The organism is Lysinibacillus canaveralius (assembly GCF_047301505.1).
Classification (GTDB): domain Bacteria; phylum Bacillota; class Bacilli; order Bacillales_A; family Planococcaceae; genus Lysinibacillus_B.
Map to the genome: position 1 here is coordinate 3,139,578 of NZ_CP154840.1, position 14,091 is coordinate 3,153,668.

Below are 14,091 nucleotides of genomic sequence, written 5' to 3' on the forward strand. Positions count from 1 at the left end.
ATCCAGTTGATACCTAAATTAAGCCATCAGCGATACAAGTACCGCCTTCTGTGCATGCAGTCTGTTTTCTGCTTGTTCGTAAATGTAAGAGTTCGGTCCATCAATGATTGATGCAGAGACCTCTTCCTCCCTGTGTGCAGGCAAACAGTGCAAGAACATATAGTCAGGCTTGGCATGTGCCACAAGCTCATCATTGATCTGGTAGCCTTCGAAGTCGATTAATCGCTGCTGCGTCTCCTCTTCCTGCCCCATAGACGTCCAAACATCTGCATATACAACATCCGCATTTTCTACTGCTTCCACAGGATTTGTTGTAGTTACTACAGTACTGCCGTTACGCGCAGCAATGCCTTTTGCTTTTTCAATGATGTCCGGGTCACATTCATAACCGGCTGGTGCAGCCACTGCCACATCCATCCCAACATGAGCACAGGCGATTACTAAAGAATGGGCAACATTGTTGCCATCTCCTATATAAGCAACCTTTAACCCGTCAAAGCTTCCTTTATTTTCAACGATTGTCTCGAGATCAGCCAATGCCTGGCAAGGATGATAAATGTCCGTTAGTCCATTGATAACCGGAATCGATGCATGTTCTGCCAGCTCTTTTACCATTTCGTGGGAATTCGCCCGGATCATGATAGCATCCAGATAGCCTGATAAAACATGACCAGTATCAGAAATCGGTTCACCACGTCCAATTTGCATATCACGTGCATTCATATACATTCCATATCCACCTAATTGTTGCATACCAACCTCAAAAGAAACTCGTGTACGCGTGGAACTCTTTTCAAAAATCATCCCTAGCGTCTTGCCTTCAAGCAGTCTTGGGCACTTGCCTTCCTTTGTCACTTTTTTCAGATGTGTAGCAAGTGAAATAAGGTCTTGCACTTCTTGTGACGTGTAATCCAGTAATGTCAGCAGGTCCTTCCCCTTAAGGCTCGCTACTGGCTTCAACTGCACTTCCTCTAACAATTTCATATCGAACGCTCCTTGCATACCTTTATGTTAACATCATTATATATGTGCATAATTATAAAATCAAGTGAATTATTATAATTTATTCATCTTTTTTTAATTCGCATAATTATTCAACAAATAGGCATACTATTTGCCCCTAAAGAGAAAAAGCGGAAATATCGTTTAAAGGGATAGAAATTTTCAAATAATATAAAATGCCGAGCATTCTTTATGCTTCGCGGAAAAATACCTGTTCAATCACCGGAAGAAGCAGAACAGAAAACACCGGACACTATATTTTGAACATGTAAAGGGGTTATTTGAGTCTCTGGCGGGTAAGAGTGAAACAAGAAGCTTTATCCCTATATAGGCGGAATACTCCACATAGATATGATCTGGTTTTTGGCCAGTGAATATCAAACAACCGAAAGCTCGAATAGAATTTCACTTTATAAAAAAGGACGTGACCTTTATGCCGCAAGGAACGCATACTGTTGAACTGCCGGTAAATATTGAAACGGTTTGGGATTTTGTGCAGGATATGAATAAGTGGGCGCCTCTTGTCCCCGGATATATTGATCATAAAATTTTAAATGAGAGACAATCGACATGGTCATTTAATGGGGACTTAGGTTTCATGAAGAAGTTAGTAAACCTAAAGGTCGATATTAAGGAATGGAAAGAACCAACTCAAGTGACGTTCAATTTAACAGGGATTTCCGATAATTTTATTGGAGGCGGCTACTTCTTGGCGGAAGCAATCGATCAAAACCGCACAAAGATGAGCGGGCACCTTGATATTACCGCAAAAGGAATGATGGCATCCATCATCAATCAGGTTTTGGCAAGCTTTGTTCCAAAGACTACTACCGAATTGACGAATGCTATTGCTGCCAAGATTGTGGAAATAAATAAACAGGGATAATAGAATGACCGTCTTGCTTACAAAGCAGGCGGTTATTTTTTTCCTATAAAAGAAAGGGCACCTCATTTCTTTTTACTAAAAGAAAAGACATTGAAAGGATATTCTTCCAATGCCTTTTTTAAAACTAATCGCGGATAATTTGATTAACCGTCTCACGGTCTAATTTCTTGACGATTTCAACGATCAGCTTCACTGTGTTTTCGTAATCATCACGATTCAAGATACCTGCATGAGAGTGGATATATCGTGTAGCCACACCGATTGCAAGAGCCGGTACACCATTCGCTGTCAAATGGATGGACCCAGCATCAGTACCACCGCCTGCAAGCGACTCAAATTGGTACGGGATATTGTTTTCCTCAGCTACCTCTAAAACAAAATTACGCAGCCCCGTATGAGCAACCATAGAAGCGTCAAATATCACAATCTGAGGACCCGCTCCCATTTTAGATGTAGACTCCTTAGGCGTAATACCTGGTGTATCTCCAGCAACGCCAACGTCTACCGAAAAGCCGATGTCCGGCCGGATTTTAAAGGTAGATGTCTTTGCTCCGCGAAGACCGACTTCCTCTTGTACGTTCCCTACACCATACACGATATTAGGATGTTGTTCATCCTTTAATGCACGAAGGACATCAATGGCAATAGCACAGCCAATACGGTTATCCCACGCTTTTGCAAGAAGGTGCTTTTTATTTTTCATTACGTTGAATTCAAAATATGGTGTCACCATGTCACCAGGTGATACGCCCCACTTCATCGCTTCCTCTTTCGATGCTGCACCGATATCGATGAACATATCTTTTACATCTACAGACTTTTTACGAGCATCTGCTGGAATGATATGAGGTGGCTTAGAACCGATAACCCCAATGATCTCTTCACCTTTTCGCGTTGTAACTGTTACACGCTGCGCAAGCATAACCTGCTCCCACCAGCCGCCTACTGTCTGGAATTTTAAGAAACCCTTATCATCGATTTGCGTTACCATGAACCCAATCTCGTCCAAATGGCCCGCCACCATAATTTTCGGTCCATTTTCATTCCCGACCTTTTTAGCGATCAGACTGCCCAGGTTATCCATTTCAATTTCATCTGCGAACGGCTCGATATACTTTCTCATTACTTCCCTTGGTGCCCGTTCATTTCCTGGAATCCCATTGGCATCCGTTAATTCTTTCAGCATTTGCAATGTCGGATCTAATTGTGTCATACTCTCGGCCTCCTCACTATGTGTCTTCTCGATTATAACTTGATTATTTCGGTTTTCAAAGTAATTAATAGCCTGAACGTTGGCGCTCATAGTTTTTCTCGTTTTTGGCTAAATATGCATCCAAAATATCTTCAAATGCAAAACCGAGATTATAGGCAAGCTTTCCGTACAAATGCCATAGCTCATGATAGGTTTCTTTGGCCGGTGCGCCAATAAATGTTGTAGCGGCTACTGTTGTTTCTATGAATAACGGTGTCAATTCTGCTTTCTCTTTTACTTCCGGCCATGCTTCCATTGTAAAACCACGCATATTGCCAAGAGATAGTATAAAGTGAATAGAATCTACAAACTCCTCCAAAATAACAGAGCGCTCGGAAGGACCCTTCGTACTCCAGAATTTGAAACAGCGTGTTTCATTCGCCAGCTCTGACAGCTCAACAAGTAATGCCAGACCTTTCTCTTGAAAAACATCATATGTAATATTTTGCGTTTCTTCAATAAATGTATCGAGTTCGCGCTGCATTTCGAATAATTGTTTAAACTTCATTTTTTTCTCTCCATTTTCTTAAAAAATTGAAACCTTTCCCTCTTTCAATCGTATAGAAGGGAAACTCGTGTGACAAGGGGGAATTTTCATGGCTCTACTTCTTCGACTTGTAATTATTGTATTAATATTATACATATTTTATAGAGGCGTCCGTTACTTGCTGGACCCGAAGCGAAAGCTGGATGAGGCGTATGAAAAAGGCGACTATTATTTTTATGACGATGTTAAAAATGTCCGGAAGAATTTCTTTATCTCCTACAAAAATGCTCTTTTTGAAGGAGAAAAATACTTAGGGACAACAGAAAATGCATTTGAGGTAGTATCTATTTTCGTTTTCGTTCATGATCCAATGAAGCTGCAAGGCTTTACGAAGGACGACTTCCTCTTTTTGGAAAAGGAAATTCTCCTGAACTACCCTAACGCAACAATCAGCTGGAAAAATCCGATTGAAAAGCTGATGAAGGAAAAATAGAAAGAAAAGATTTACTCAACCTGCCTTGAAAACGCTTGCCAGACAAGCAACGATGGATGAGAGCGTTTGTCAACAGGCTGAGATAGAAAGAAGAGGTTCGTGCAAATAGCAGCCGAACCTCTTTCGTATATTGTACTTTTCTTCCTCTATCTATAATGATACCAGCTTCACAATGATATAGACTTGAATAGCTGCTAGAAGAGGAAATCCGAAGGCAAAAGCATTATGCTTCGTTTTATGACGAAACAGATACATACCGAGGACACCCCCGATTGCTCCCCCTGTGATGGCCAATGTAAACAATGTTTTCTCTGCAATACGCCATTCCTTTTTGATTGCCTTTTGCTTATCGGTATACATAAGGAAAAGTAAAACAAAAGATAATATTCCAAAGTAGGAATAAATCGCCAGATCCATACTTCCACTCCTCTATTGCCGCAACAACCTACTAATTGAGAGATCAATTTATTGTATGAGTCCCTCACGTGCTAAAAAAAGGCTGATAGGGGTTCCTATCAGCCTCATTTACTTAAAATTTATTTAACTAAAGCTTGTAAGTATTAGAATAAGTATCTATGTCTTATTTCGCTTGAGCGCTTTTTGCAGCTTCTGCTAATTGAGCGAATGCTGCTGAATCAGTTACAGCTAGGTCAGCTAACATTTTACGGTTAACTTCGATACCTGCTAATTTTAAACCGTGCATTAAACGGCTGTAAGAAAGACCGTTCATACGAGCAGCTGCGTTGATACGAGTGATCCATAATTTACGGAAATCACGTTTCTTTTGACGACGGTCACGGTATGCATATTGACCTGACTTCATTACTGCTTGGTTAGCTACTTTATATAGAGTGTGTTTTGAACCAAAGTAACCTTTAGCTAATTTTAAAACCTTTTTGCGACGAGCGCGTGTTACTGTTCCGCCTTTTACGCGTGGCATAGTAATTACCTCCTGCTAATTCTTTCGAATAGTTATTTTAATGTTGAACCTGTATGTTCAGAGATTACTTCATGTAAGTTAATAAAGTACGGATGCGTTTGAAATCGCCAGATGTAGCGATTTTCGCTTTACGAAGTTGACGTTTCGCTTTAGTAGATTTGTTAGCGAATAAGTGGCTACCATAAGCACGGTCAAATTTTAATTTACCAGTACCTGTTTTTTTGAAACGCTTAGCAGCGCCACGGTGAGTTTTCATTTTTGGCATGTCGTTTTTCCTCCTAAACTGTTCAATTCATACTTACTTTTCGTTCTTAGGGTTAAGAACTAGGAACATGCTGCGGCCTTCCATCTTCGGTTTTTGTTCAACCGTTGATACTTCAGCGCAGGCTTCAGCAAAGCGATCTAATACACGTTGACCGATTTCTTTGTGTGTGATAGCACGACCTTTGAAACGGATGCTACATTTTACTTTATCGCCTTTTTCAAGGAATTTGATAGCGTTACGTAGCTTCGTTTGGAAATCATGTTCATCAATTGTCGGGCTCAGACGAACCTCTTTCATATTGATAACTTTTTGATTCTTACGAATTTCACGGTCTTTCTTTTGCTGTTCAAACTTAAATTTACCATAGTCCATGATACGTGCGACCGGCGGTTTGGCTTGAGGGGCCACAAGGACAAGATCCAAGTTAACACGACCGGCAATCTCTAGTGCTTCATTTCGTGTTTTGACTCCTAGCTGTTCACCGTTATGGTCGATTACACGAAGTTCACGTGCGCGAATGCCTTCGTTTACATACATGTCTTTGCTAATAATAATCCACCTCCATAATATGCGCGAATACATGGTTTGGGCTTGAGATGCCCCTAAGTTGAACGGTACACTTCCGATATGTCCATAAAAAAAGGGCGGACATTTTTAGAAGATGTCCGCCCACTATATGTGCATACGTATATTAACGTAAAAACAATTCAACGTATCATACCTGTAAACAGCCTCAGAAGCGTTCGTTCAGGTGAGAAGCGGGCAGCCTCTACTTCAAACTTGTATTCATAACCTAAATAATCTTATCACGCTTATAGTAAGGCGTCAAGCAGTTTAAACATATTTTTTAGTTTATGCTCTTTGTCCCAGCAAAAATCAATTTTCGGTATGTAGAAAATGATTATCTCCAGGAGGAATCATTGCTTAATTATCCAAGAGAATTATATGTAAGGAAGATGAGTGAGAATAGGTAGTAGCTGTTCAAAAGGGAAACTATCCGGATGAAAAATTTGTTGTTGTACCTTCTTTTCGCTTGGAGCTGAACGATCACGACGTCCAAGTCTATAAACCGCTGAGATTATTAGAAATCACTGACTGTAAAAACAGTCAGTGGCTACAAAGCTGATTACTGTAAGAAACAGGCTTCTCCGTCTGCTTGGAAAAGCCTGCGTTAATATGATAGATCGCTAGTTCGTCTTACAGCACAATAAGGAATGAAAGACTTCCACTCATTTTAATGGCGGTGTATCAAAAGCAGTTGGCGGAGCAGGTGGCAGAACAGGGGCTGGAGCAAAAGGAACCGGTTGTTCTACATAGTTGAACACACCTTCCCCATCCATGCTTGGTCCGTGTGCCCATCTTCCCTGTGCACTTTCATTTCCGCGGGAGAAGTTAAACAATGTATGAGAAACTTCGCGTTTTTCCAGTTCTCTTGGGAATGTGCTTGGTACAACAATATTCTCCTGTGCCTCAAGTTCTTTTATTGCTGCAATCCACTGGTTTTGATGCATTGTATCCCGTGCAAGCAGCCACGCAAACATATCACGTACGCCCGGGTCCTCTGTTTCGTAATATAACCGGGCAACTTGAAGGCGTCCCTGTGACTCTGCACTTAAATTTGCCCTGAAATCCGCCAGCAAGTTACCACTTGCGATAATATAATCAGCTGTCCAACGGTTACCGTTAATATCAGAAGGCATTGCTCCTAGTCCAGAGACGATGAGATGCTGCGGATTGCTTCCGCCTAAAATAGCAGCTATAAAAGGATCCTGCGCCGCCTCATCAAGCGTGGTCGGGCATACACCGTCAAGCAGCCTTGCGATCATTGTACAGATCATCTCGATATGAGCCAATTCCTCTGTTCCTGTATCCATTAGCAAATCACGGTACTTTTCATTACCGCGCGTATTCCATCCTTGGAATAAATACTGCAGAGCTACCGACATTTCGCCAAACTGGCCGCCTAATATTTCCTGCATTTTGCGCGCCATGACTGGATCAGGCTTGCAGGGCTTCGCTTCATATTGCAATTCCTTTATATGATAAAACACATCTTCACTCCTTCTACCCCCTACTATATGCTTTTTCCTTAAATGTGCTTTTAAAATTATCTATTTTTAAATTCCTCACTTGCTGGCATCCTGTAAAATAAGAAAGCGCCCGGAAAATGATACCCGGACGCATTCTTCTTTATTATTTTGTTACTTCTGCTTTAATGTTTGCTAGGAACTCATCGAAGCTGATTGTTTCAGAATCTTTCGAGCCATAACGGCGAATGTTTACGCCGCCTGCTTCTACTTCTTTATCCCCGATTACAAGCATGTATGGAATTTTCTTCATTTGTGATTCACGAATCTTGTAGCCAAGCTTCTCTTCACGATCATCCATCTCAACACGAATACCTGCTGCTTGAAGTTTCTCTTGAATATCACGCGCGTATTCATAGTGAACTGTGTTTGATACAGGAATGATTGTCGCTTGAACTGGCGCCAGCCATGTTGGGAATGCACCTTTGTATTCTTCAATCAAGAATGCAACGAAGCGCTCCATTGTCGATACAACACCACGGTGAATAACAACCGGACGCTGCGGCTGACCATCTTCTCCGATGTAAGAAAGATCGAAGCGTTGTGGTAACAAGAAGTCAAGCTGTGCTGTTGATAACGTTTCTTCTTTACCGATCGCTGTTTTTACTTGAACGTCAAGCTTTGGACCATAGAATGCCGCTTCACCTTCCGCTTCATAGTAATCCAAACCAAGCTCATCCATTGCTTCTTTCAACATGGATTGTGCTTTTTCCCACATTTCATCGTCATCGAAGTACTTCTCTTTATCTTCTGGATCACGATAAGACAGGCGGAATGAGTAGTCTGTTAAATCGAAGTCTTTATATACTGCCAAAATAAGCTCTACTACTTTTTTGAATTCCGCTTTGATTTGGTCTGGACGTACGAAAATATGTGCATCATTTAAAGTCATCCCCCGGACACGCTGCAGACCAGAAACTGCACCCGACATTTCGTAACGGTGCATTGTACCAAGCTCTGCAATACGGATTGGCAAGTGACGGTATGAATGCAGACCATTTTTGAATACCATCATGTGGTGCGGACAGTTCATTGGACGAAGAACCAGTGTTTCATTATCCATTTCCATTGGAGGGAACATTCCGTCCTGATAGTGATCCCAGTGACCTGAAGTTTCATAAAGTGTTTTTGAACCAAGTACTGGTGTGTATACATGTTTGTAGCCTAGAGAAATTTCTTTATCTACAATATAGCGCTCGATCGTACGGCGGATTGTTGCACCGTTCGGCAGCCATAATGGTAAACCTTGACCAACAGTTTGGCTTGTCATGAATAGATCAAGCTCTTTCCCAATTTTACGGTGGTCACGCTCTTTTGCTTCTTCAAGCATTTGCAGGTGGTGTTTCAACTCGTCTTTTGTAAAGAACGCTGTACCATAAATACGCTGCAGCATCTTGTTGTCAGAGTTACCGCGCCAGTAAGCACCTGCTAATGATAACAGCTTGAACTCTTTTAACTTTCCTGTTGACGGTACGTGTACGCCGCGGCAAAGGTCGAAGAAGTCACCTTGATAGTAAATTGAAACTTGCTCGCCTTCAGGAATCGCTTCAAGAAGCTCCAGTTTGTATTCATCGTCTACTTCTGTATAGATAGCTTTTGCATCTTCACGAGAAACATTTTTACGATCGATTTCAATATTCTCTGCGATAATTTTTTTCATTTCTTTTTCGATTGCAGGCAGGTCTTCCATTGTGATTGGTGTTGGTGAATCGATATCGTAATAGAAGCCTGATTCAATCACAGGCCCAATTCCTAGTTTTACATCTGGGAATAGGCGTTTTACTGCCTGTGCTGTTAAGTGCGCCGTTGAGTGACGAAGGATTTCCAGTGCTTCTGGTGATTTGTTTGTAATAATTTCGATCTTTGCATCTTCTTCGATAGGTGTTTTTGCATCGATTAATGTGCCGTTGATTTTACCAGCTAATGCACTCTTTTTTAGTCCTGGGCTGATGGAGCCTGCAACATCTAAAGTCGAGATGCCCTTTTCGAACTCCTTGACATTACCATCTGGGAAAGTTAATTTGATCATTTCTGACATGTGGATGTCCTCCTCTTTCTTATATAGTGAGCCTCGATTTACCGGCGATTTTTGGTCGGTTACCAGCGGTTTCGCGGCAAATACCGGCGAATTTCTAGGAAATACCAGCGAATCCAAACAAAAAAGCGCCGTCCCTGGAAAGGGACGACGCGTATGCTCGTGGTTCCACCCTTCTTCCTTCCGAGTAAACTCGAACGAAGCTCTAGGTCAGTTAACGTACTGATAGACGTTGGCAGATTGACCCCGCCACTGCTCCAAGGTAGTAGAATGTGTGTCGTGCTAGGAAGCTTCCAGCCAAGGCTCCCCTCTCTAAAAGTCGGTTCACATATCCCATATCCTTTTCAAAGCTTTTCAATGTGTAATTACTTAGGAAAGTATACGCCTGCAGGTCGAAAAAAGCAACTGCTAAAATGTTACGAATTTCGACGGTTAATACCGTCCATTTGAATTGGTATCGTAACTGCCTTGATACGTTCCATAATCCGGGCTGCTTTGACAACCTCTACATCGCCTCGCTGTGATTGAGATAAATGATGTTCAAGTCCAGCATAGTCGAAGTTCGATGTGATGAATGTTGGCAGCTGCTCACTCATGCGGTAATGAAGAATAGTACCAAGAATTTCATCGCGTGTCCACGCAGTCATTGTCTCTGCACCGATGTCATCAAGCATCAATACAGGTGCTTTCTTTACATAATCAATTTTTTCATTTAATGTCTGATCCTGAATCGAATTTTTCATTTCACGTAAAAATTCAGGAACAAAAACAACAACAGACCTTACCTTCAAAGCTGCAAGTTCATTGGCAATCGCACCAAGCACAAAGGATTTCCCTACACCAAACTGCCCGCATAGATAAAACCCTTTTGCTGGAAGCTCGCCAGTCTTCTTGTACTGAGCGACGAAATCAGCAGCCTTATGGGCAATCATTACCCGTGACTTGTCGTCAATCATTAAATCCTTCAAGGTAGCTTTTAATACATCCTTTGGCATATGCATGCTCGAAATCATCTTAGCCGTTTCACGATGCTCATCCTCTAGCAATTTCTGCTCACAGCGCTCATATTTTATTTCAATATTATCACGTAAAATGTATAGCTTTGGTATAAAGCCTCCTAAGTAATTGGTGCAGCAGGCAGTCGAATCAGCCTTGCAGCAAGTAGTTGACTGGGAGATAAATTCGTCCAGCTTTGGTAAACTCCGTTCGACCATTTCATTAGTTACTGCTCCGGCATTTTCTGCTAGAAATCTCTGTACCTGCTCGTTCCCTAAAATTTCACGCTTCGTTGCTTCGTAGCGCTCTTGAAATGATGGAATTTTAATTCTGTTTAAAGATCGATTAATCGGTTCGATGTTAGTTCACCTGCCCATCTTGTCCTAGTTTTTGTAATATTTTTTGCCGTTCCGCCTCAAAGTCCATCATGGAAACATTAGACGATGCTGGGGCAGGCTCTGCATCCCGCTTATAAAACCAATCCGGCACCTTTTCTTCCCGTCCGCTAGACTTTTTATAGTTTTGTTTTTGAGGTGAATTGGTTTTCGATTCATTCTCCGCCTTCCATTTTGCATACTTATCGCGCTCCCGGCGTGCTAATTCCATTGCCTCTTTTGCTGTTTTTAAATTTTTACGAATCCAGTGGTCAGCAATTCTCTCCACATAATTTTTAGGAAGACGCATATCTGTTGTCAGCATGACATACTCCAGCAATACATTCACGACACCAACAGGCATATCGTGCTTCATAATCAAATCCTCTGCTAATTGAACAGAAGCAGATAATGGTTCTTTACCTTTGTTAATATCACGCAGCACCTGAATTGGCGGTGTTGTCTCCAAATAGTCCAGCAGCTCTTGTTCCTTTGTCCGCTTTGTTTCTGAAGATGTATCTACAGGTTTTTCAAAAGTTTTCGCCAGTTTTGGTGCCTCTTTTGAAATTGTGATTTTATAATAGTCCGCAGCCGCTTTTTTTAGCCGTTCAATCGGCAGCTTCATCGAATCATCCAAAGCCATAATAATAACCTTCTGCATTTCAAGCGGAGAAAGTTTATATAAAAAAGCAAGTTTAGCGATCATTAAACGTGCCTCAGCCGTTAAGGCCGCAGAAGGCACAAGCTGTTCGGAAAGCCCTGCCCTTAACAAATCAAAATCAAATTGCACATAATAGAACGGATAGCCTCTTTCTACTTTTCGCTCCTCAAGCATATCCTGCGGCACTTGCATATGGATTGGCTTGTATACATCGGTAAATGTGCGAGTTACTTCATTATAATCTTGTTTATCGATCTGTTTGCAAAAGCGGTTTCGAAGCTTACGGTATGCTTGTTCTCCTATTTTGCTAAACAAAAACATAGACAACAACGGGTCTGCAAAAAATTCCCTTGCTTCAAGCGGTCTCACTACTTCATAAATAAAGGTACGGCTGTCTTCTTCATCCTTGCGCCACGTCCGAAGCAATCCTATTGCTTCAAGAGCGATGCGGGCCTCGAAAACCTCGCGTACCGACATGCCGAGCACGTTCATTAAATAATAGTGTGTCATTTTTCCTGTGGTATAATCTTCGCCTTCAGCCCAAAGTGTTAAATATAGACTAACTGGGTCCGACCCTGTTAATGGCTGATAAAATAAGGTTAATAGTTGCCGTTCATTAGTTGATAAAGCTTGAGGGAGCGTTATTTCAAAATGATCCGTCGCGAGCAATTCCTTATACATTTGAACCACTTCAATCCCTCCTCATTTTATTATTTGTCAGTTGTCTGTTTTTGCAGTAAATCCTTCAATTCATCAATAAAGACATTGATATCTTTAAATTGGCGGTAGACGGATGCAAAACGCACGTAAGCAACCTCGTCAATTTTGGCCAAACGATCCATCACCATTTCCCCTACGTCTTCAGAGCGGACTTCTGAATTGCCGATACGGCGCAGATCCTTTTCAATCCCCATTACAAGGTCTTCTAGAACATCAAGCGCCACTGGACGTTTCTCACATGCTCGAATCAGCCCTCGCAGTACCTTTTCACGGCTGAACTCTTCACGTGAGCCCTCCTTCTTTACGACGACTAGGGGTGTTTCTTCTATTTTTTCAAATGTTGTAAAGCGGAAGCCGCATGACTCGCATTCACGACGGCGTCTAATTTCCTTATTATCATCTACCGGTCTTGAATCGACAACGCGTGTCCCGTTGTACTGACAAGATGGACATCTCATACACATTTCCCCTGATTCTTTTCAATTTGTAAACCTATTATAGCAAATATCTCGCAGATGACGAATAACAATTCCTTTTTCTAAAACAAAAGCGCTTTAGCCTAGACGCTATTCACATACCAAAATTATAATATCTTTCAAAAATAAAAAAGACTAACCACCCGCATGGTGATCAGTCTCTTCCTATTTTAAAAGATTACGCTTGAACTGCAGCTAGTTCTTTTACTACTTTTTTCGCTAAATCAACAACACGTGCTGAATAGCCCCACTCATTGTCATACCAAGCTAACACTTTAACTTTACGATCGCCCATTACCATTGTCGTTAAACCATCGATTGTTGAAGAATAAGTAGTTGTATTGTAGTCAGAAGACACAAGCGGATCCATAGAAATGTTCAGGATACCTTTCATTGATCCTTCAGCAGCTGCTTTAAATGCAGCATTTACTTCTTCGACTGTTACATCTTTCTTCAAATCTACTACTAGGTCAACTAGTGACACATTTGGTGTAGGAACGCGCAGCGCCATACCATGTAGTTTTCCTTTTAACTCTGGTAATACTAAAGCTAATGCTTTTGCAGCACCTGTAGAAGTAGGAATAATTGAGGAACCGCAGTTACGTGCGCGTCGCAGGTCTTTGTGTGGGTTATCTAAATTGTTTTGGTCGTTTGTATAGGCATGAACAGTAGTCATTAATCCATTTTCGATGCCAAATGCGTCATTTAATACTTTTGCTACAGGAGCCAGGCAGTTTGTCGTACAAGAAGCATTTGAGATAACGTCGTGTTTTGTAATATCTAACAGCTCATCATTTACACCTAGTACTACAGTAATGTCTTCATTCTTTCCTGGAGCAGTTAAAATGACCTTTTTAGCGCCAGCTTCTAAATGCATAGCCGCTTTTTCACGATCATTGAATTTACCAGTTGCTTCAATTACTAATTCTACGCCCATTTCTTTCCAAGGCAGTAACTTCGGGTCACGTTCAGAAACAATTGCCACTCGCTTGCCGTTTACGATTAAAGCATTTTCCTCTGTTTCCACAGTTCCGTTGAATGGCCCGTGATTTGTGTCATACTTAATTAAATGAGCCAACGTTTCAGCAGGGTAGCTGGCATTGATTGCTACTAAATTTAAGTCGTTTTGAACGATAGCTTGGCGGAATACCATACGACCAATTCGGCCAAATCCGTTAATTGCGATAGAAACTGTCATAATAAAAAAAGCCTCCTGTAATTAGGTTATCATTTTATTTGTTATATATGTCATTAGTATAACACATTGTACAAAAAGTTGAACATTATTCGCTCAACATTTTAAAGTTCTTATTTTCTGACAACAAGCTACTTTCTAAATAACCAAAATTTTGGAGCACTAAACAGCATTTTGTACAATCTACAAAATTGTCATTCTTTTAAGCAAGAAAAAGACATG

Annotated in this window: 15 protein-coding genes and 1 other annotated feature; of the genes, 2 read left to right on the top strand and 13 right to left on the bottom strand. The window is 41.3% G+C overall.

Annotated elements, in window-relative coordinates; translation table 11 throughout:
- Positions 1-18: 18 nt before the first annotated feature.
- Positions 19-984 carry an ornithine carbamoyltransferase gene (gene argF, locus AA0Y26_RS15885; protein WP_413363054.1) on the bottom strand — a complete coding sequence of 322 codons (966 nt, stop codon included), beginning with the start codon at positions 982-984 and terminating at the stop codon, positions 19-21.
- A gap of 451 nt (positions 985-1,435) precedes the next feature.
- On the opposite strand from argF, the gene AA0Y26_RS15890 reads away from it, so the two are divergent.
- A complete protein-coding gene (locus AA0Y26_RS15890) occupies positions 1,436-1,888 on the top strand; it encodes a CoxG family protein (protein ID WP_413368252.1) in 453 nt (150 codons plus the stop codon).
- A gap of 124 nt (positions 1,889-2,012) precedes the next feature.
- Here the strand turns inward: AA0Y26_RS15890 and AA0Y26_RS15895 are convergent, their stop codons facing one another.
- Both AA0Y26_RS15895 and AA0Y26_RS15900 read right to left on the bottom strand, forming a co-directional pair.
- A complete protein-coding gene (locus AA0Y26_RS15895; protein ID WP_413363055.1) occupies positions 2,013-3,101 on the bottom strand; it encodes a M42 family metallopeptidase in 1,089 nt (362 codons plus the stop codon).
- Between the two features lie 64 nt (positions 3,102-3,165).
- On the bottom strand, positions 3,166-3,648 hold the full coding sequence (locus AA0Y26_RS15900; RefSeq protein ID WP_413363056.1) for a dUTP diphosphatase: 483 nt from the start codon (positions 3,646-3,648) through the stop codon (positions 3,166-3,168).
- A gap of 88 nt (positions 3,649-3,736) precedes the next feature.
- Here AA0Y26_RS15900 and AA0Y26_RS15905 point away from each other — a divergent pair, with 88 nt between their 5' ends.
- On the top strand, positions 3,737-4,120 hold the full coding sequence (locus tag AA0Y26_RS15905; protein ID WP_413363057.1) for a sigma-w pathway protein ysdB: 384 nt from the start codon (positions 3,737-3,739) through the stop codon (positions 4,118-4,120).
- 150 nt (positions 4,121-4,270) lie between these two features.
- On the opposite strand, the gene AA0Y26_RS15910 is transcribed toward AA0Y26_RS15905, so the two are convergent.
- From AA0Y26_RS15910 to AA0Y26_RS15955, 10 genes are all read right to left on the bottom strand, one after another.
- Entirely contained in the window at positions 4,271-4,537 is a 267-nt protein-coding gene (locus AA0Y26_RS15910) for a DUF1294 domain-containing protein (protein WP_413363058.1), read from the bottom strand.
- A gap of 163 nt (positions 4,538-4,700) precedes the next feature.
- Positions 4,701-5,060: a 50S ribosomal protein L20 gene (rplT, locus tag AA0Y26_RS15915; protein WP_413363059.1), complete on the bottom strand. Its 360-nt coding sequence runs from the start codon at positions 5,058-5,060 to the stop codon at positions 4,701-4,703.
- 64 nt (positions 5,061-5,124) lie between these two features.
- Positions 5,125-5,325: a 50S ribosomal protein L35 gene (gene rpmI, locus AA0Y26_RS15920; protein WP_413363060.1), complete on the bottom strand. Its 201-nt coding sequence runs from the start codon at positions 5,323-5,325 to the stop codon at positions 5,125-5,127.
- A 33-nt stretch (positions 5,326-5,358) separates the two neighbouring features.
- The gene (gene infC, locus AA0Y26_RS15925) at positions 5,359-5,862 is read right to left on the bottom strand and encodes a translation initiation factor IF-3 (protein WP_413363061.1); all 504 of its coding nucleotides are present in this window, start codon (positions 5,860-5,862) and stop codon (positions 5,359-5,361) included.
- Positions 5,863-5,955: 93 nt separating this feature from the next.
- Positions 5,956-6,106: a sequence feature (ribosomal protein L20 leader region), on the bottom strand.
- Positions 6,107-6,554: 448 nt separating this feature from the next.
- Positions 6,555-7,376 carry a manganese catalase family protein gene (locus tag AA0Y26_RS15930; RefSeq protein ID WP_413363062.1) on the bottom strand — a complete coding sequence of 274 codons (822 nt, stop codon included), beginning with the start codon at positions 7,374-7,376 and terminating at the stop codon, positions 6,555-6,557.
- Positions 7,377-7,518: 142 nt separating this feature from the next.
- Positions 7,519-9,450, bottom strand: a complete 1,932-nt coding sequence (thrS, locus tag AA0Y26_RS15935) for a threonine--tRNA ligase (RefSeq protein WP_413363063.1) — start codon at positions 9,448-9,450, stop codon at positions 7,519-7,521.
- A gap of 413 nt (positions 9,451-9,863) precedes the next feature.
- A complete protein-coding gene (gene dnaI / locus AA0Y26_RS15940) occupies positions 9,864-10,793 on the bottom strand; it encodes a primosomal protein DnaI (RefSeq protein WP_413368253.1) in 930 nt (309 codons plus the stop codon).
- A 10-nt stretch (positions 10,794-10,803) separates the two neighbouring features.
- Positions 10,804-12,159 (bottom strand): replication initiation and membrane attachment family protein, encoded by a 1,356-nt coding sequence (locus AA0Y26_RS15945; protein ID WP_413368255.1) that lies wholly within the window; start codon positions 12,157-12,159, stop codon positions 10,804-10,806.
- A gap of 29 nt (positions 12,160-12,188) precedes the next feature.
- Entirely contained in the window at positions 12,189-12,656 is a 468-nt protein-coding gene (gene nrdR, locus AA0Y26_RS15950) for a transcriptional regulator NrdR (protein WP_413363064.1), read from the bottom strand.
- A 196-nt stretch (positions 12,657-12,852) separates the two neighbouring features.
- Complete coding sequence (locus AA0Y26_RS15955; RefSeq protein ID WP_413363065.1) at positions 12,853-13,872, bottom strand: glyceraldehyde-3-phosphate dehydrogenase; 1,020 nt, start codon at positions 13,870-13,872, stop codon at positions 12,853-12,855.
- Between the last annotated feature and the right edge of the window lie 219 nt (positions 13,873-14,091).